21 protein-coding genes are annotated in these 16538 nt (G+C 72.6%); 12 read left to right on the top strand and 9 right to left on the bottom strand.

Going from position 1 to position 16538, the window contains the following annotated elements; genetic code table 11:
- Window positions 1–30: 30 nt before the first annotated feature.
- The 8 genes from J7E86_RS26325 (at window position 31) to ctaD (ending at window position 4723) form a co-directional block, all read left to right on the top strand.
- Window positions 31–444 carry a gas vesicle structural protein GvpA gene (locus tag J7E86_RS26325; RefSeq protein ID WP_215084932.1) on the top strand — a complete coding sequence of 138 codons (414 nt, stop codon included), beginning with the start codon at window positions 31–33 and terminating at the stop codon, window positions 442–444.
- Complete coding sequence (locus J7E86_RS26320; RefSeq protein ID WP_215084930.1) at window positions 441–1160, top strand: GvpL/GvpF family gas vesicle protein; 720 nt, start codon at window positions 441–443, stop codon at window positions 1158–1160. The genes J7E86_RS26325 and J7E86_RS26320 overlap by 4 nt, the downstream gene beginning before the upstream one ends.
- Window positions 1157–1360, top strand: a complete 204-nt coding sequence (locus J7E86_RS26315) for a gas vesicle protein GvpG (protein WP_215084929.1) — start codon at window positions 1157–1159, stop codon at window positions 1358–1360. The genes J7E86_RS26320 and J7E86_RS26315 overlap by 4 nt, the downstream gene beginning before the upstream one ends.
- Window positions 1357–1674, top strand: coding sequence for a gas vesicle protein (locus J7E86_RS26310; RefSeq protein WP_215084928.1), 318 nt, complete (start codon window positions 1357–1359; stop codon window positions 1672–1674). The genes J7E86_RS26315 and J7E86_RS26310 overlap by 4 nt, the downstream gene beginning before the upstream one ends.
- The gene (locus J7E86_RS26305; RefSeq protein WP_215084927.1) at window positions 1671–2453 is read left to right on the top strand and encodes a GvpL/GvpF family gas vesicle protein; all 783 of its coding nucleotides are present in this window, start codon (window positions 1671–1673) and stop codon (window positions 2451–2453) included. The genes J7E86_RS26310 and J7E86_RS26305 overlap by 4 nt, the downstream gene beginning before the upstream one ends.
- Entirely contained in the window at window positions 2450–2665 is a 216-nt protein-coding gene (locus J7E86_RS26300; protein WP_308312734.1) for a gas vesicle protein, read from the top strand. The genes J7E86_RS26305 and J7E86_RS26300 overlap by 4 nt, the downstream gene beginning before the upstream one ends.
- Window positions 2662–2937, top strand: a complete 276-nt coding sequence (locus J7E86_RS26295; protein ID WP_215084926.1) for a gas vesicle protein K — start codon at window positions 2662–2664, stop codon at window positions 2935–2937. Before J7E86_RS26300 ends, J7E86_RS26295 begins: the two co-directional genes overlap by 4 nt.
- Before the next feature lie 100 nt (window positions 2938–3037).
- Window positions 3038–4723 (top strand): cytochrome c oxidase subunit I, encoded by a 1686-nt coding sequence (gene ctaD, locus J7E86_RS26290; protein ID WP_215084925.1) that lies wholly within the window; start codon window positions 3038–3040, stop codon window positions 4721–4723.
- 104 nt (window positions 4724–4827) lie between these two features.
- On the opposite strand, the gene J7E86_RS26285 is transcribed toward ctaD, so the two are convergent.
- The 3 genes from J7E86_RS26285 to J7E86_RS26275 form a co-directional block, all read right to left on the bottom strand.
- Window positions 4828–4998, bottom strand: coding sequence for a hydrophobic protein (locus J7E86_RS26285; protein WP_215084924.1), 171 nt, complete (start codon window positions 4996–4998; stop codon window positions 4828–4830).
- A gap of 75 nt (window positions 4999–5073) precedes the next feature.
- Complete coding sequence (locus J7E86_RS26280; RefSeq protein WP_251019704.1) at window positions 5074–6015, bottom strand: hypothetical protein; 942 nt, start codon at window positions 6013–6015, stop codon at window positions 5074–5076.
- Window positions 6015–7265, bottom strand: coding sequence for a glycosyltransferase family 4 protein (locus J7E86_RS26275; protein ID WP_215084921.1), 1251 nt, complete (start codon window positions 7263–7265; stop codon window positions 6015–6017). Before J7E86_RS26275 ends, J7E86_RS26280 begins: the two co-directional genes overlap by 1 nt.
- 297 nt (window positions 7266–7562) lie before the next feature.
- On the opposite strand from J7E86_RS26275, the gene J7E86_RS26270 reads away from it, so the two are divergent.
- A complete protein-coding gene (locus J7E86_RS26270; protein WP_215084919.1) occupies window positions 7563–8363 on the top strand; it encodes a hypothetical protein in 801 nt (266 codons plus the stop codon).
- A gap of 143 nt (window positions 8364–8506) precedes the next feature.
- Window positions 8507–8842, top strand: a complete 336-nt coding sequence (locus J7E86_RS26265; RefSeq protein ID WP_215084917.1) for a hypothetical protein — start codon at window positions 8507–8509, stop codon at window positions 8840–8842.
- A gap of 306 nt (window positions 8843–9148) precedes the next feature.
- Here J7E86_RS26265 and der read toward each other — a convergent pair whose 3' ends face one another.
- From der to J7E86_RS26245, 4 genes are all read right to left on the bottom strand, one after another.
- Window positions 9149–10609, bottom strand: coding sequence for a ribosome biogenesis GTPase Der (gene der / locus J7E86_RS26260; RefSeq protein WP_215084915.1), 1461 nt, complete (start codon window positions 10607–10609; stop codon window positions 9149–9151).
- Between the two features lie 61 nt (window positions 10610–10670).
- Window positions 10671–11258 carry a 1-acyl-sn-glycerol-3-phosphate acyltransferase gene (locus J7E86_RS26255; protein WP_251019707.1) on the bottom strand — a complete coding sequence of 196 codons (588 nt, stop codon included), beginning with the start codon at window positions 11256–11258 and terminating at the stop codon, window positions 10671–10673.
- A gap of 50 nt (window positions 11259–11308) precedes the next feature.
- Window positions 11309–12070: a (d)CMP kinase gene (cmk, locus tag J7E86_RS26250; RefSeq protein ID WP_374223863.1), complete on the bottom strand. Its 762-nt coding sequence runs from the start codon at window positions 12068–12070 to the stop codon at window positions 11309–11311.
- A 105-nt stretch (window positions 12071–12175) separates the two neighbouring features.
- A complete protein-coding gene (locus J7E86_RS26245) occupies window positions 12176–13261 on the bottom strand; it encodes a prephenate dehydrogenase (protein WP_215084911.1) in 1086 nt (361 codons plus the stop codon).
- A 201-nt stretch (window positions 13262–13462) separates the two neighbouring features.
- On the opposite strand from J7E86_RS26245, the gene J7E86_RS26240 reads away from it, so the two are divergent.
- Both J7E86_RS26240 and J7E86_RS26235 read left to right on the top strand, forming a co-directional pair.
- Entirely contained in the window at window positions 13463–13825 is a 363-nt protein-coding gene (locus J7E86_RS26240; protein WP_215084909.1) for a DUF952 domain-containing protein, read from the top strand.
- Window positions 13826–13881: 56 nt separating this feature from the next.
- A complete protein-coding gene (locus J7E86_RS26235; protein ID WP_215084907.1) occupies window positions 13882–14589 on the top strand; it encodes a DNA polymerase beta superfamily protein in 708 nt (235 codons plus the stop codon).
- A gap of 81 nt (window positions 14590–14670) precedes the next feature.
- On the opposite strand, the gene J7E86_RS26230 is transcribed toward J7E86_RS26235, so the two are convergent.
- Together J7E86_RS26230 and J7E86_RS26225 are read right to left on the bottom strand one after the other, a co-directional pair.
- Window positions 14671–15459, bottom strand: coding sequence for a DNA polymerase beta superfamily protein (locus tag J7E86_RS26230; RefSeq protein WP_374223865.1), 789 nt, complete (start codon window positions 15457–15459; stop codon window positions 14671–14673).
- Between the two features lie 66 nt (window positions 15460–15525).
- The coding region (locus J7E86_RS26225) for a pseudouridine synthase (RefSeq protein ID WP_215084903.1) at window positions 15526–16538 on the bottom strand (1013 nt) is incomplete at its 5' end.

Raw genomic sequence — 16538 nt, 5'->3', positions numbered from 1 at the left:
GTCACCGGTCACGAGAGGAAGTTGTCCGACATGAGCGTTGTCCCGGCACAGCAGTCCGGGGGTGCGGGCGGCACCAGCGGCCTGTACGACGTCCTGGAACTGGTTCTCGACCGCGGCCTGGTGATCGACGCGTTCGTCCGCGTCTCCCTGGTCGGCATCGAGATCCTCAAGATCGACATTCGGGTGGTGGTGGCCAGCGTGGACACCTACCTGCGCTTCGCCGAGGCGTGCAACCGCCTCGACCTGGAGGCCGGCCCCCACCGGAACCCCGGCCTGCCCGACCTCGTCGGCGAGGTCACCGAGAGCGGCGCCCGCGGCAAGGCCAAGGGCGCGCTGTCCGGCGCCGCCCAGACCGTCACCGACGCCCTCGGCCAGGCCAAGGACAAAGGCGAGAGCCGGGTCCGCCGCGCCACCGGCTCCCGCAAGAAGGAGGAGGGCGAATGAGCACCTACGTCTACGGCATCGCGCGCGGCGAGCGGACCGGCCTGCCCGAAGGACTCACCGGCATCGGCGACCCCCCGCTGCCCGTGCGCATCCTCGACGAGAACGGGCTCTCCGCGGTGGTCAGCGACTGCCCGGAGCGGCTGCGGCCCAAGCGCCGCGACCTGCTGGCCCACCAGCAGGTGCTGTCGGAGGTCGGCCGGCGCGCCGCCGTGCTGCCCATGCGCTTCGGCAGCGTCTCCGACAGCGACGACAAGGTGCGCGCGGTGCTCGCCGAGCACCGCGACCGCTACCACGAGCAGCTGGAGCGGCTCACCGGCCGCGTCGAGTACAACATCAAGGCCGTGCACCGCGAGGACGTCGTGCTCCACCTCGTCCTCGCCGACAACGCCGAGCTGCGCACCCTGGCCGAGGCCAACCGGGCGGCCGGCGGCGGCACGTACGAGCAACGCCTGCGCTTCGGCGAGATGATCGCCAACGGAGTGCGCGAACGCGAGGCGCGCGACGCCCATCTGGTCGAGGCGACCCTGACCCCGCTGGCCGAGGACTGCCGGCCCGGTCCCGAGAGCGCCGGCTGGTTCGTCAACCTCTCCCTGCTGGTCCCCGAGGCGTCCGCCGAGCACCTGCTCACCGCGATCGGCCGGCTCCAGGAGGCGCAACCGCAGCTGGACCTCAAGGTGAACGGCCCGCTGCCGCCCTACAGCTTCGTCACGGCGTGACGTTCGTGGGCTGGGTGCTGCGGCAGGTGCTGGCCGAGGCGGAACGCCTGTACTACGACCCGGCCACCGTCCGGTACGAACTCAAGGAGCTGGAGGCGCGGTTGACGGCGGGACTGATCGACGAGGAGGAGTTCGACCGGCGGGAGGACGCGCTCCTGGACCGCCTGGAAGAGGCGCGGCGATGGACGGGGACGCCATGACCTTCCCGAGCCGGCTGCCCGATCCACCGCCGCCCGGCGGCTCGGCCAACCTCGCCGACATCCTTGAACGGGTGCTCGACAAGGGCGTGGTCATCGCGGGCGACATCCGCGTCAACCTGCTCGACATCGAACTCCTGACCATCAAGCTGCGATTGATCGTCGTCTCCGTCGACAAGGCGAAGGAGATGGGCATCGACTGGTGGGAGCACGACCCCGCCCTCTCCCCCGGAGCCCGCCGACGGGACCTGAGCGGCGAGAACGAGCGCCTGAAGGCCCGTATCGCCGAACTGGAGTCACGGGAGGAAGCACCATGACCGACACGGGGACGACCGCCGGGGAGCTGCTGTACGCCTACGCCGTCGCCCGGGACACCGACCTGCCGGAGGATTCCCTGGCCGGTGTCGGGGGCGTGACGGGCGGGCCCGTGCGCGGCGTGCGGCAGCGGGGCCTGGTGGCGCTGGTGGGCACGGTCCCGGCGGCGGAGTTCGGCGAGGCTCCGCTGCGGGAGCGGCTGGAGGACCTGGGGTGGCTGGAGCGGGTCGCCCGCGGCCACCAGCGGGTCGTGGACGCCGCCTCGGCGCGGGCCTGCGTGCTGCCGCTGCGGCTGGCCACCGTCTACCGCGACGAGCACGGGTTGCGGCGGATGCTGGCGGCCGGGCACGACGAGCTCGACGCGACGCTCGACCGCCTGGACGGGCGGGCCGAATGGGCCGTGAAGCTCTGGACGGACCCGCCGGACAGCCCTCCCCCGGCCACCGGGCCGGCCCGCTCCGGGCGCGACTACCTCGCCCGGCGCGGGGCCGAGCACCGCGCCCGCGAGGAGGACGGGCGACGCGTGCGGGAGGCCGCGGCCGAGGTCCACGGCGCGCTGCTCACCCTGGCCGAGGAGGCCCGGCTGCACCCGGCGCGCGACGCCCGGCTCGCCGGAGGGGCCGGCCACAACCTCCTCAACGCCGCGTATCTGGTCCGGCGCGAGCGCTGCCAGGCGTTCCGGACGGCGGTCGGCTCCTTCGCGGACCGCCCGGACGGCCTGCGGGTCGAGCTCTCCGGCCCGTGGGCCCCGTACTCCTTCGTCACCCCGGAACCCCGGTGACCGGCGGCGCGCCGCTGGGGCAGGGGCGGGAGCTGTCCCTGCTGGACGTCCTCGACCGGCTGCTGGCGGGCGGGGTCGTGCTGGCCGGTGACCTGACCCTGCGGATCGCCGACGTCGACCTCGTACGGATCGATCTGCACGCCCTGATCGGCTCGGTCGACGCTTCCGTGCCCCCGCCGTGGGAACTGCCGTGGGAAGGAGGCGCGTCGTGACGCGCCGCGTGGAGCTGGACCGGGACACCGTCGAACGGGACCTGATGCGGCTGGTCCTGACGGTCGTGGAGCTGCTGCGGCAGCTGATGGAGCGCCAGGCGCTGCGCCGGGTGGACCAGGGCGACCTGACCGAGGATCAGGAGGAGCGGATCGGACTGACGCTGATGCTGCTGGCGGACCGGATGGAGGAGCTGCGGACGCGCTACGGGCTGGAGCCGGCGGACCTGAACGTGGACCTGGGGCCCCTGGGTCCCCTGCTGCCACCGAAGTGAGGACGTGACACACCGGACGCGCCCTCGCGCGACGGACGGTGGGGCGAGCATCATGGCGTGAGCCCGAAAGCCCGTCGAAGGTGACATCGAGGGAGCGCAGATGGGGACGGACACCGCGCAGGCGGCCGCCGGTGAGGTCGGGGAGCGGCGGCCCGGCCGGATCGTGGTGGACTGGCTGACGACCACCGACCACAAGAAGATCGGGCACCTCTACCTGATCACCTCGTTCGGCTTCTTCCTGGTGGCGGGGCTGCTGGCCATGCTGGTACGGGCCGAACTGGCCCGGCCCGGCCTCCAGCTGCTGACCAACGAGCGCTACAACGAGGCGTTCACGGCGCACGGCACGATCATGCTGCTGCTGTTCGCGACGCCGGCGTTCGCCGGGTTCGCCAACGCCATCATGCCGTTGCAGATCGGCTCGCCGGACGTGGCGTTCCCCCGGCTGAACATGCTGTCCTACTGGATGTACCTCTTCGGCGCCCTGATCGTGGTGGGGAGCCTGCTGATGCCGCAGGGCGGTGCCACGTTCGGCTGGACCGGCTACGCGCCGCTGAACAGCATGGTCCGCTCGCCGGGCACCGGCACCGACATGTGGATCCTGGGGCTGGCGCTGTCCGGTTTCGGCACGATCCTGGGCGCGGTGAACTTCCTGACCACCATCATCGGGATGCGGGCTCCGGGGATGACGATGTTCCGGATGCCCGTCTTCACCTGGAACGTACTGTTCACCTCGATCCTGATCCTGCTGGCCTTCCCCGTCCTGGCGGCGGCGCTGCTCTGCCTGGAGGCGGACCGACGGTTCGGCTCGCAGGTCTTCCAGGCGGACAACGGCGGGGCGCTGCTGTGGCAGCACCTGTTCTGGTTCTTCGGCCACCCGGAGGTCTACATCATCGCGCTGCCGTTCTTCGGCATCGTCACGGAGATCATCCCGGTCTTCTCCCGGAAGCCGATCTTCGGCTATGTGATGCTGATCGGCGCGACCATGGCGATCACCGCGCTGTCGGTGGTGGTCTGGGCGCACCACATGTTCGCCACCGGCGCGGTGCTGCTGCCGTTCTTCTCCTTCATGTCGTTCCTCATCGCGGTGCCGACCGGGGTGAAGTTCTTCAACTGGATCGGCACGATGTGGCAGGGATCGCTGTCGTTCGAGACGCCGATGCTGTGGGCGGTGGGCTTCCTGGTGAGCTTCCTGTTCGGCGGGCTCACCGGCGTGATCCTGGCGTCGCCGCCGCTGGACTTCCACGTCACGGACACCTACTTCGTGGTGGCGCACTTCCACTACGTGGTCTTCGGGACGGTGGTGTTCGCGATGTTCGCGGGCTTCTACTTCTGGTGGCCGAAGTTCACCGGCAAGTTCCTGGACGAGCGGCTGGGGAAGCTGCACTTCTGGACGCTGTTCGTGGGCTTCCACACGACGTTCCTCGTCCAGCACTGGCTGGGCGCGGAGGGCATGCCGCGGCGGTACTCCGACTATCTGGCGGCCGACGGCTTCACGGCCCTGAACACGGTGTCCTCGATCGGGGCGTTCCTGCTGGGGCTGTCGAACCTGCCGTTCTTCTACAACATCTGGAAGACGGCCAAGTACGGCAAGCGCGTCGAGGTGGACGACCCGTGGGGCTTCGGCCGCTCCCTGGAATGGGCGACCTCGTGCCCGCCGCCGCGGCACAACTTCGTCACGCTGCCGCGGATCCGCTCCGAGTCGCCGGCCTTCGACCTGCACCACCCGGACATCGTCCGCGGGGAGGAGCCGCCGGCCCCCGTGGAACCGGAGCGGGCCCGTCCCTGACCGGGCGGCTCACGGCGCGTCAGATACGACGACCGTCGGGAACGGCTCGCGTCCCCGACGGTCTTCCCGGGCGTCCGACCCTCGTCATGGCGGAGGGCCGCCGCTCACCACCGATACCAGCGACCCCTCGATCCCCCGGCTCCGGTGGAGCGGAAGAGGAAACCGAGCAGCCAGATCACCAGGACCGCGAGGGCGATCCACCACAGTGCCTTGACGGCGAATCCGACGCCGAAGAGCACCAGGGCCAGGAGCAGGACGAGAAGGACAGGAACCATTTTTCGCACCTCCATCGATGCGAGTGCCCCTTTGGTTCAAAACCATACTCCGATCGGCCCGGACCGCTCGGTGGATCAGTGCGCGACCGGCGGACGTTCCTCGATACGGATCGCGAGGTCGTTGTCGGCCGTGAAATACGGGCCGGCTTGCGCCGGCGCGTAGGAGGCGTCCACGGACCGCGCCGGGTAGGTGAAGATCTGCTTCTTGTCGGCGACGTCGTCCAGGATGCGGGCGATACGGGCCGAGGCGGATCCGTCGGCGGTGCGCAGCCACAGGTCCCAGACGTCCAGCCCGCCCCGCCACTCCTCGGTCAGCCCGGCGAAGCCGAGGGTGAAGGTGAAGTCCTGGGCGTCGGCGCCGTCCCGCTCGTCCGGGGCCACCGGGGCGGTGCGGACCACCGCGGGGTCGCGGCGCAGCCGGGCCTCGACGACGGCTCCGGCGAGCCAGGCCGCGGGGTCCTCGACGCGGTAGAGGCGGCCGTGGCCGGCCAGCCCGGCCGGGCCCGGGCGGAGGTCGCCCGCCTCGGCGTGCGGGCCGCGCAGCCAGCTGCGCAGCGAGAGGTTGCCGTGCTTGGTCGCGTAGGGGATGCGCACGGCCAGCGGTGAGGTGCCCGGTCCGGGCCGGCGGTCGACCAGCGAGCGCAGGTCGGCGAGGCCGGGCACCAGGCGTCTGGGCTCGGCGTCGGCACAGGCGACGTAGGCGTCCCAGCGGCCCTCGGGCAGGGCGACGGTGCTGGGCAGGACGGCGCGCAGCCGCCCGTCGCCGTCGGGGGCGAGCGGCAAGCGGATCTCCTCGGCCTCCGGGTCCTCGCTCCCCCGGCGGCGCAGGACGAGCGCCGCGGACCAGTCGCCCGCGGTGTCGGGCAGGCCGGGTGCGTCGAGGTCGAAGGTGAGCCCGCCCGCGGAGTCCGCGATGCAGTCGGCGGTGGGGTCTCCGGCGCCGAAGAGGGGAGGGGCAGACACGACGGTGGGCTCCTCAGGGGAATCGGGGGACTGGGGGGAGGGGGTGGAGGCCATCACGCGGCACCCGTCCTGCGCAGGGCGGCGCGGCTCTTGTCCTTCGTCCGCAGGGCGCTGGAGAGCAGGGCGCCGCGGGTGCGGTGCAGCGAGCCTCGCAGGCCGCCGCGCGAGACCAGGTCGGTGAAGAGCTCGTCGTAGCGCCCGGCCACCCGCTCGGGGTCGAAGCGGGCGGAGCTCTCCAGGGCCGCGCGGCCCATGCGGGCGCGCAGCTCGTCGTCGTTGATCAGCTTCAGCAGGCCGGCGGCGATGCCATCGACCTTGCCGGTGGGCACCAGCAGCCCGTCGACGCCGTTGTCGATGATCTCGCCGGGGCCGTGCGGGCAGTCGGTGGAGACCACCGGCAGGCCGCAGCGCATCGCCTCGACGATGGTCATGCCGAAGGACTCCAGGCTGGAGGTGACGGCGCCGACGGAGCCCTTGACCCACTCGGCTTCGAGGGGGTTGGCGGGGCCCATGAGGTAGACGTGGTTGTACAGGCCGCGCTTGTCGATCTGCGCGCGCAGCTTGGCGCGCTCGGCGCCGGCGCCGTAGATCCGCAGCCGCCAGTCGGGGCGCTCGGCGACGACCTTCTCGAAGGCCCGGATCAGCAGGTCGTAGCGCTTGGCGGGGGCGAGCCGGCCGGCGGCGACGACCCACTTGCCGGTGGAATCCGAGGGGGCGAGGGCGGGCGCGGGGATGCTGTTGGGCACCGCCTCGACCCGCACTCCGGGCAGCCGCATCAGCTTGCGGTAGGTCGCGGCGTCGGCCTCGGTGACGGTGGTGACGGCGTCGAGGCGCGGGTAGTGGGTGCGCAGGGTCAGCTTGAGCTGCGGGGAATGGGTGGAGAGCGTCAGGTGCTCCTGGCCGACGCGGACCACGCCGCGGCGGGCCTGCTGGGCGATGTGCACGTTCAGGCCGGGCCGGGTGCCGACGACGACGTCGCTCTCCAGGCTCCGCAGGTGCTCGGCGATCCGCCGGTCGGTCAGGGCGCTGTACTGCTTGTAGCGCCCCTCGGAGCGCGGGAAGACCTCGGCGGGGCGCTCGTACTCCGGGTCGTCGCCCTCGTAGCCGGGGGTGCCCTTGCGGAGGTCCACCAGGTGCCGCAGCCGCACCTTCGCGCCCGGCGCGAAGACGGGCTCCTCGCGGTGGCGGAAGACGGAGACGATCTCCACGTCGTGGTGCTCGGCGAGCGTGCTCGCCAGGTTGTACGTGGTGCGGATCGTGCCGCCGATGCCGTACGCGTTGTGAATCAGGAATGAGATGTGCATTCGTCCCCGTATGCAGCCGTTTCGCCGCGGACATTCCGTGCAGCCCGCCTACCGGAAGATTAGACCGTGCCGGAGGCCCGGAGGTTGGCCCTGATCACCAACTCGTTCCGGAACGGATGGGGAATCGGTAGCCGATCGGGGAACTTTCCGCGACTGCCTCTCCTTTCGCTCCCTTTTCGCGTTTTCCCGGGCCGGGCGGAGGCCGCCGGGGCGTGACCCCTGCCGTCGCTCCCCCGTTGTCTTCCATACGAGCCGGGAACCGCCCGGCGCACAACGCACCGAGTTCTAGGAGCCACCGTGCCGCGCATGCTCGACGTCAGTGACGACGTCCGCGCCGAGATCGGCGACGAAGAAGCCGAGCGACTGCTCGGCGGCGACAACGCCCCGGGCAGTTACGACTGCACCTCCTGCCGCACCCCCGGCAACACCGAGCGGGAGCGCACCAGCACCGTCCTCTTCGTCGGCGAGGAAACGGCGGTGCTGGCCTTCGCCCACGCCGCCTGCATCCCCTCGCAGGTCGTCCCGGTCTCCGAGGAGCAGCTCCAGGGCGCCGTGCGGTCCATCGAGGCCGAGTCCGCGCAGGCGCCCCCGCTGCCCGCGCCGATGCCGGCCGCCGACGGGCCCGTCCAGGCCGAGCTCGGCGTCACCAGCGGTCTGCTCCTCGTCGACGACGAGCTGCACCCGGCGCTGGTCGTCGAGCCGCTCGGCCCGATCGCCCGGCCCGGCACCACCGGGCCCGTCGACGTCTTCCTGCCGCTCCTGATCGAGCAGGGCTTCGCCCCCGTCGCCTCCGTCGAGCAGGTGCCGGCGCCCACCCCGGGCTGGTCGGTGCTGCTGGCCATGGGGAAGCTGCACGCGATCCTCCAGCCGAGCATCGGCGGCGGCCAGGCGAACGCCTGGTGGCAGGCGCACCAGGCGATGCAGGTGGCCGACGAGTGGCGGTCGGCGGTGCACAAGACGCGCAAGGTGCTGGTCTTCGCGGCGCCGGTCGGCACGATCGGGCAGCAGCCGCGCGAGGACATGCTGCGGGAGGCCCTGGACCGCGCGGCCTCCCGGGGCCAGCTGGTCGCCGCCTCGATGCCGCTCGCGGGCACGTGATCGGCGCCGTGCCCCCCGCCCGCCACGTGCCGGCGGGCCATTCGCGTCCCGGGCCGCATCCCACGGGCCACGGGCTCGTTGGCTCATATGTGCACTCATACGAGCCCGCCTCCCGGTTCCCGTACCCGAATCACATTCCCGGTATGCGACCGTCCCGCGATGCCGCCCCCCAGAGCCACCCCGCCTCGGTGACCCCGATCTACGATGCGCTCTACTCCGAGTACCGCCGCCTGTTCCGGGCTCTTCCCTTCGACCGGTCGGGCGAGGAGGACCTGAGCTTCGCGGGGTTCGGCTCCCAGCTCGCCGGCTACGGCTCGTACGGCGGGCAGGCGCATTTCGGCCAGCTCGGCGGACAGCCGGGCTATCCGGGCCAGTCGGCCTACTCCGGCTGGGACACGCACTACGGGCGGCAGCGCGGCGGGCAGGTACCCGCCGCGCTGCCGCCCGCTCCGCGTGACGGCCGCATGCGCGGCTTCTAGGCCGTAGCCCGGCGGATCATGTGAGCGGGCACTGCGGGCCGTGTCGTGCGCACCACCGCTGCGCGGCGGTGTCCTCAATCGCCGGACGGGCTGCTGTGCTGTGTCCTCAATCGCCGGACAGGCTGAAGCGGCTGAGCCCAGCCGAATCAAGCCCGTTGGGGGCACCCCCAGCGGTAGCTGGGGGAGATTGAGGACGCGCCCGCAGGGCGCTCGCCGCCGCAGGCGGCGAAGACAGCCCGCAGCCGAAGATCCGCCGGACACCCCCTAGCGACGGCCCCGGGCTCGCCGCCCGGGGCCGTTCGCCGGCTACTTCTTGCGGGACCGCTTCTCACGCACCCGCACGCTGATGTGGATCGGCGTTCCCTCGAAGCCGAACTCCTCGCGCAGCCGGCGCTCGACGAAGCGCCGGTAGCCCGCCTCGATGAAGCCGGAGGCGAAGAGCACGAACCGCGGCGGCTTGGTGCCCGCCTGGGTGCCGAAGAGGATGCGGGGCTGCTTGCCGCCGCGGATCGGGTGCGGGTGGGCGGCGACGAGCTCACCGAGGAAGGCGTTCAGGCGCCCGGTCGGTACGCGCGTCTCCCAGCCCGCCAGGGCCGTCTCGATCGCCGGGACGAGCCGCTCCATGTGCCGGCCGGTGCGGGCCGAGACGTTGACGCGGGGCGCCCACGCGATCTGCTGGAGCTCGGTCTCGATCTCCCGCTCCAGGTAGTAGCGGCGCTCCTCGTCGAGGGTGTCCCACTTGTTCATCGCGAGGACGATGGCGCGGCCGGCCTCGACGGCCATGGTGATGATCCGCTGGTCCTGGACGCTGATGGACTCGCTCGCGTCGATGAGGATGACCGCGACCTCGGCCTTCTCCACGGCGGCGGCGGTACGCAGGGAGGCGTAGTAGTCGGCGCCCTCCTGGAGGTGCACGCGGCGGCGGATACCGGCGGTGTCGACGAACTTCCACGTCACGCCGCCGAGCTCGATCAGCTCGTCGACCGGGTCACGGGTGGTGCCGGCCAGCTCGTTGACGACGACCCGCTCCTCGCCCGCGACCTTGTTCAGGAGCGAGGACTTGCCGACGTTCGGGCGGCCGATCAGGGCGATGCGGCGGGGACCGCCGATGCCGGCGCCGAAGGTCTGGGCCGGTGCCTCGGGCAGTGCCTCCAGGACGGCGTCGAGCATGTCGCCCGTACCGCGGCCGTGCAGCGAGGAGACCGGGTGCGGCATGCCGAGGCCGAGCGACCACAGGGCGGCCGCGTCGGCCTCGCCGGACTGGCCGTCGACCTTGTTGGCGCAGAGCACGACGGGCTTGCCGGCCCGGCGCAGCAGCTTGACGACGGCCTCGTCGGTGTCGGTGGCGCCGACGGTGGAGTCGACGACGAAGACGACCGCGTCGGCGGTCTCGATGGCGTACTCGGCCTGGGCGGCGACGGAGGCGTCGAGGCCGAGGACGTCCTGCTCCCAGCCGCCGGTGTCGACGACCTTGAAGCGGCGGCCGGCCCACTCGGCCTCGTAGGTGACGCGGTCGCGGGTGACGCCGGGCATGTCCTGGACGACGGCCTCGCGGCGGCCGATGATGCGGTTCACCAGCGTGGACTTGCCGACGTTGGGGCGGCCGACGACGGCGAGGACGGGCAGCGGGCCGTGCCCGGCCTCGTCCAGCGCGCCCTCGATCTCCTCGGCGTCGAAGCCTTCCTGCGTTGCGAGCTCCATGAACTCCGCGTACTCGGCGTCGCCAAGCTCACCGTGCTCGTCGCCGGAGTGGATCTGGTCGTTCATGAAGTCCGTTCCTCGTTCTTCGTCATCGGCGGACCCTTACGGCCCGCTACTCAAGTCTCGTTCAGCGGCCGGTGAAGCGCCTGGCATCCGCCAGGTGTGCGCTCAGCCGCTCCTGGATGCGTACGGTCGCCTCGTCCAGCGCCTTGCGGGTGCGCCGGCCGCTGCCGTCGCCCGCCTCGAAGGCGTCGCCGAAGACGACGTCGACCCGGCTGCGCAGCGGCGGCAGCGCCCGTATCGCCCGGCTCCGCCGCTCGGCGCTGCCGAGCACCGCCACCGGCACGATCGGCGCACCGGACCGCAGCGCGAAGTAGGCGAGCCCGGCGCGCAGCGACGCGAAGTCGCCCTCGCCCCGGGTGCCCTCGGGGAAGATCCCCAGGGCGCCGCCGGCCGCCAGGACGTCCAGGGCCCCGGTGATCGCGGTGCGGTCGGTGGTGCTCCGGTCGACCTTCAGCTGGCCGATCCCGCGCAGGAACGGGTCCAGCGGGCCGATGAACGCCTCTTTTTTGATCAGGAAGTGCACCGGCCGGGGCGCGGTGCCCATCAGCATGGGGCCGTCGAGGTTGTGGGAGTGGTTGACGGCCATGATGACGGGCCCCGCGGCGGGCACCCGCCAGGCGCCCAGCACACGGGGCTTCCACAGCCCGTACATCAGGCCGATGCCGATCCGCCGGCCGACGGCGGCACCGGATGCGGACGCGCTCACGCCGACCGCGTCTCCTCGATCGCCGTGCGCTTCTCCTCGATCAGGGTCACCACGCACTCGATGACCTGCTCCAGGGTCAGCTCGGTGGTGTCCACCTCGACCGCGTCGCCGGCCTTGGCGAGCGGCGAGGTCTTGCGGCCCGAGTCGGCGGCGTCCCGCTTGACCAGCGCGGCCTGGGTGGCCGCCAGGTCGACGGCCTCCTTGCCCTTGAGCTCGCCGCTGCGGCGGGCCGCGCGGGCCTCGGCCGACGCGGTCAGGAAGATCTTGACGTCGGCGTCCGGGAGCACCGTGGTGCCGATGTCGCGGCCCTCGACGACGATGCCGGCCGGCGCCTCGGCGGCGATGGCCCGCTGGAGCTCGGTCATCCGGGAGCGCACCTCCGGCACCGCGCTGACGGCACTGACGGCGGAGGTGACCTCCTGGGTGCGGATGGGGGCCGCGGCGTCGGCGCCGTCGACCGCGATGGTCGGCGCGGACGGGTCGGTGCCGGAGACGATCACGGGCTTGCCCGCGGCGTCGGCGACGGCCTCGGCGTCGTTCACGTCGATGCCGTTGCTCAGCATCCACCAGGTGATCGCCCGGTACTGGGCGCCGGTGTCCAGGTAGCGCAGGCCGAGCTTGGCGGCCACGGCCTTGGACGTGCTGGACTTGCCCGTGCCGGAAGGCCCGTCGATGCCCACGACGACCGCTGCCGTCGCCTTTCGGGCGGCGGTTGCGGCGTTGGCGGCGTTGGCAGCACTGTCCACGGTGTCAGACACCTTCCTTGTGCACGTGGCGGAGGGATTTTCGGCGGCACGGTCCCGGTCGGGCCCTGTGCGGCCTCAGACAAGGTTACTGGCTCACCGCCCGTCCTCACGCCGGGCCTACTGCCGGATCGACCAGCCCCGCTCCCGCAGGGTCGCCACCAGGCCCGGCACGGCGGCCGGCTCGACCATCAGCTGGATCAGACCCGCCTGCTGGCCGGTGGCGTGCTCGATGCGGACGTCCTCGATGTTCACGCCGGCCCGGCCGGCGTCCGCGAAGATCCGCGCCAGCTCGCCCGGCTGGTCCCCGATCATGACGGTCACCGTCTCGTAGACCGCCGGGGCCGCGCCGTGCTTGCCCGGCACCCGGGTCCGGCCGGCGTTGCCTCGCCGCAGCACGTCCTCGATGCCGGTGGCGCCCTCGGCGCGCTTGTCCTCGTCGCCGGTGTCCAGGGCGCGCAGGGCCCGTACGGTCTCGTCGAGGTCGGCGGCGACGGCGGAGAGCACGTCGGCGACCGGCCCGGGGTTGGCGGACAGGATGTCGATCCACATCCGGGGGTCGGACGCGGCGATGCGGGTCACGTCGCGGATGCCCTGGCCGCACAGGCGCACGGCCGTCTCGTCCGCGTCCCGGAGGCGGGCCGCGACCATGCTGGAGACCAGCTGCGGGGTGTGCGAGACGAGCGCGACGGCCCGGTCGTGGGCGTCGGCGTCCATGACGACGGGCACGGCCCGGCACAGGGCGACCAGTTCGAGGGCGAGGTTGAGGACCTCGGTGTCGGTGTCGCGGGTGGGCGTGAGCACCCAGGGCCGGCCCTCGAAGAGGTCGGCGCCCGCCGCCAGCGGCCCGGAGCGCTCCCGGCCGGCCATGGGGTGCGTGCCGAGGTAGGCGGTGAGGTCGCAGCCGAGCGCCTCCAGCTCCCGGCGCGGGCCGCCCTTGACGCTGGCGACGTCCAGGTAGCCGCGCGCGACACCGCCGCGGATGGCCTCGGCGAGGGTGGCCGCGACATGCGCGGGCGGCACGGCGACGATCGCGAGGTCGACGGGCCCGTCGGGCGCCTGGTCGGTGCCGGCGCCGAGGGCCGCGGCCGTACGCGCCTGGGCCGGGTCGTGGTCCACGAGGTGGACGTGGACGCCGCGGCCGGCGAGGGCGAGCGCGGCCGAGGTGCCGATCAGTCCGGTACCGATGACGAGGGCGGTTCTCACTGGCGATGTCCTTGCGGGGGGCGGCCGGGGCGCCGGGGTGATCATGACGGGACGGACGGGCGTACGGGGTCGGCGGCGCGGCCGCGGACCGGGCCGCCGTGCGTGCCGGTCCAGCCTAGCCAGCCCGTCGGCCGGCCGTTCCGCCCGGTTCGCCCCCGCCCCTCCGCCACGGGCGGCCCCGCGTCCGGTACAACCGTGCCCATGATCTACCACGTGGTGCCCCTGGACGACTGGCTGGCCGTTCCCGACCGCCCGTACTCCCCCGCCTCCCTCTCCGACGAAGGCTTCGTGCACTGCTCTCCCGACGAGGAGACCACGCTCGCGGTGGCCACCGCCTTCTACCGCGAGACGCCCGGCCCGCTGATGGTGCTCCTGATCGACGAGCACAAACTGGACGTGATGGTCCGGTGGGAGGCCGCCGCGCCGGCCCCGCCGCCGGGCGTCGACCCGGCCACGCTGTTCCCGCACGTCTTCGGGCGGATCAACCGGGACGCGGTCGAGGGGATGATGGAGATCCAGCGCGACGAGGAGGGCCGTGCGACGGGCCTGGCCGTCTGGTCCTGAGCGGCGGGCGGGAATCGGGGTGACGTGACCGCCCCCGGGCCGTCACCATCACCCCCATGCCCACCGCCTCCGCCCCGACGTCCCTCGCGCACACGCTGGTGACCGACCACACGGTCTACGCCTGTGTGATGGGCTCGCGCGCCTTCGGGCTGGCCACGGAGGCGAGCGACACCGACCGCCGCGGTGTCTACGTCGCGCCCACCGCGCTCTTCTGGGGCTTCGCCAAGCCGCCCACGCACGTCGACGGGCCGGGCGAGGAGCGGTTCTCATGGGAGCTGGAACGCTTCTGCGAACTGGCCCTGCGAGCCAACCCCAACGTCCTGGAGTGCCTGCACTCCCCCCTCGTCGAGCACCTCGACGCCACCGGCGCGGAACTCCTCGACCTGCGGGAGGCATTCCTCTCCCGCCTCGCCCACCAGTCCTTCTCCGGATGCGCCACGGGGCAGCGCCGCAAGCTGGAGGCGGACCTGCGCACCCACGGCGCCCCGCGCTGGAAGCACGCCATGCACCTGCTGCGGCTGCTGATCAGCGCCGGGGACCTGCTGCGCACGGGCCGGCTCGTCCTCGACGTGGGTGAGCGGCGCGAGCGGCTGCTGGCCGTCCGGCGCGGTGAGGTGTCCTGGGCCGAGACCGAGGCGTGGATGACGAGGCTGTGGGAGGAGGCCGAGGCGGCGGCCGCGAGCACGCCGCTGCCTGCGGAACCGGACCGCGGCGAGCGCCCTGCGGGCGCGTCCTCAAACGCCGGACAGGCTGGAATTGGCTGAGCTCAGCCGCAACCCAGCCCGTCCGGCGCTTGAGGACACCGCCGCGCAGCGGTGGTGCGCGACACGGCCCGCAGCCGCCCGCTAGCCCGCGGCTCTGGCCCGTACGACCAAGTCGTGCAGGGCGTCGTGCGCCTGCGAGGACGCGCTCTCCGGCAGCCGGGAGGCTGCCTCGGCGGCGTCGAGCTCGGCGTGCAGCGCCTCGATGTCGGCCCGCAGCCGGGCGTCGTCCACGACACCGCGGACCTCGCCGTGCTCGGCCTCCGCCTTGGCCTCGATCAGCTCGGCGGCGTAGCCGGGGGCGGGCACCAGGCCGAGGAGGGTGGGCAGGTGGGCCTGGATCTCGCCGCTGCGCATGAGGTGGATGCCGGTGAGCAGCACGCGCAGGGTGTAGAGCAGCGGCTTCAGCTCGCGCCGCTTCTCGAACAGGCGCCACTGGGTGGCGGCGAAGCCGCGGTAGTGGTGGGCGTGGTTGCGGGTCAGCACGCCGGGCGCCAGGGCGATGAGCTCGGCGTGGGTCTCGCTCGTGCGGACCACGAGCGGCGAGAGCAGCTGCTCCAGGACGTAGCCGTTGCGCCGCAGCATCATCCGGGCGAACTTCCGCAGGTCGTGCGTGACGAGGTCCATCTCGACGTCACCGCGCGGCCCCATCAGGGACTGGGTCTCCTCGCCCTCCCGGAGACCGATCAGATCGCCCAGCGGCAGCAGGTGCGCGCCGCGCAGGTCCACGTCGGAGTCGCGGGAGGGGAAGCCGTACAGATGGGCTCCGGAAACGGTCGCGAAGACCAGCGGATGCCCCTGCTCCGCGAGCACGGGCGACAGATCCTCCGTCGGCAGTCCGGCGTCCCGCAGCCGGGCCGCTCGTATCTCCATGTCTCTCATGGATCAAGCATTTCAGCTGCGGGTACGCCAGGTCGCGTGGATTCGGAGATCGACGACCTAGAGGTCGACCTCGCGCATCAGCATGCCGACCTCGGTGTTGGTCAGGCGGCGCAGCCAGCCGGACTTCTGGTCGCCCAGCGGGATCGGGCCGAAGCTGGTGCGGACCAGCTTCTCGACCGGGAAGCCCGCCTCGGCGAGCATCCGGCGCACGATGTGCTTGCGGCCCTCGTGGAGGGTGACCTCGACCAGGTAGTTCTTGCCGGTCTGCTGGATCACGCGGAAGTTGTCCGCGCGGGCCCAGCCGTCCTCCAGCTGGATGCCGCTCTTGAGCTGCTTGCCGATGTCGCGCGGCAGCGGGCCGGTGATGGCGGCGAGGTACGTCTTCTGCACGCCGTACTTCGGGTGGGTCAGGCGGTGGGCCAGCTCACCGTGGTTGGTGAGCAGGATGATGCCCTCGGTCTCCGTGTCGAGACGGCCGACGTGGAAGAGCCGGGTCTCGCGGTTGGTGACGTAGTCGCCGAGGCACTGGCGGCCGTCGGGGTCCTCCATGGTGGAGACGACGCCGGCCGGCTTGTTCAGCGCGAAGAAGAGGTAGGACTGGGTGGCGACGGTCAGGCCGTCGACCTTGATCTCGTCCTTCTCCGGGTCCACGCGCATGCCCTGCTCGGTGACGATCTCGCCGTTCACCTCGACGCGGGACATCTCGATCAGCTCTTCGCAGGCGCGCCGCGAGCCCATGCCGGCCCGGGCCAGCACCTTCTGCAGGCGCTCGCCCTCCTGCTCGGCGCCGGGGAACGTCTTGGGCGTCTTCACCTGCGGCTTGTTGTGCCGCTCGCGGTTGCGCTCCTCGATCTTGGCGTCGAGCTCGCGCGGGCGGGCCGGGACGGAGCGGCCGCGGGCGGGGCCGCTGGCCCGGCCGCCGGAGCCGGCCGTGGGGCTCCTGCGGGGGCCGCCCTTGGCACCGCCGCGGGCCGCCGCGCCACGGGCGCCGCGGTTCTCGGGGGCGTCGTTGCCCACGTCGTAGCGGCGCTCCTCCGGGCGGGGCCGGCGCGGACGCTCCACCTGCCGGT

This window comes from Streptomyces sp. ISL-11 (genome assembly GCF_018614525.1).
In the GTDB taxonomy this organism is placed as follows: Bacteria; Actinomycetota; Actinomycetes; order Streptomycetales; family Streptomycetaceae; genus Streptomyces.
The sequence above is the reverse complement of the archived record's forward strand: the minus strand, read 5'-3'. Positions and strand labels throughout refer to the sequence as shown.

Excerpts from the sequence above, each read along its gene's own strand:
- J7E86_RS26325 (WP_215084932.1), top strand. The coding sequence starts at position 31 with ATGAGCGTTGTCCCGGCACAGCAGTCCGGGGGTGCGGGCGGCACCAGC.
- J7E86_RS26320 (WP_215084930.1), top strand. The coding sequence starts at position 441 with ATGAGCACCTACGTCTACGGCATCGCGCGCGGCGAGCGGACCGGCCTG.
- J7E86_RS26310 (WP_215084928.1), top strand. The coding sequence starts at position 1,357 with ATGACCTTCCCGAGCCGGCTGCCCGATCCACCGCCGCCCGGCGGCTCG.
- J7E86_RS26305 (WP_215084927.1), top strand. The coding sequence starts at position 1,671 with ATGACCGACACGGGGACGACCGCCGGGGAGCTGCTGTACGCCTACGCC.
- ctaD (WP_215084925.1), top strand. The coding sequence starts at position 3,038 with ATGGGGACGGACACCGCGCAGGCGGCCGCCGGTGAGGTCGGGGAGCGG.
- J7E86_RS26285 (WP_215084924.1), bottom strand. The coding sequence starts at position 4,998 with ATGGTTCCTGTCCTTCTCGTCCTGCTCCTGGCCCTGGTGCTCTTCGGC.
- J7E86_RS26280 (WP_251019704.1), bottom strand. The coding sequence starts at position 6,015 with ATGGCCTCCACCCCCTCCCCCCAGTCCCCCGATTCCCCTGAGGAGCCC.
- J7E86_RS26275 (WP_215084921.1), bottom strand. The coding sequence starts at position 7,265 with ATGCACATCTCATTCCTGATTCACAACGCGTACGGCATCGGCGGCACG.
- J7E86_RS26265 (WP_215084917.1), top strand. The coding sequence starts at position 8,507 with ATGCGACCGTCCCGCGATGCCGCCCCCCAGAGCCACCCCGCCTCGGTG.
- der (WP_215084915.1), bottom strand. The coding sequence starts at position 10,609 with ATGAACGACCAGATCCACTCCGGCGACGAGCACGGTGAGCTTGGCGAC.
- J7E86_RS26255 (WP_251019707.1), bottom strand. The coding sequence starts at position 11,258 with ATGTACGGGCTGTGGAAGCCCCGTGTGCTGGGCGCCTGGCGGGTGCCC.
- J7E86_RS26240 (WP_215084909.1), top strand. The coding sequence starts at position 13,463 with ATGATCTACCACGTGGTGCCCCTGGACGACTGGCTGGCCGTTCCCGAC.
- J7E86_RS26235 (WP_215084907.1), top strand. The coding sequence starts at position 13,882 with ATGCCCACCGCCTCCGCCCCGACGTCCCTCGCGCACACGCTGGTGACC.
- J7E86_RS26230 (WP_374223865.1), bottom strand. The coding sequence starts at position 15,459 with ATGGAGATACGAGCGGCCCGGCTGCGGGACGCCGGACTGCCGACGGAG.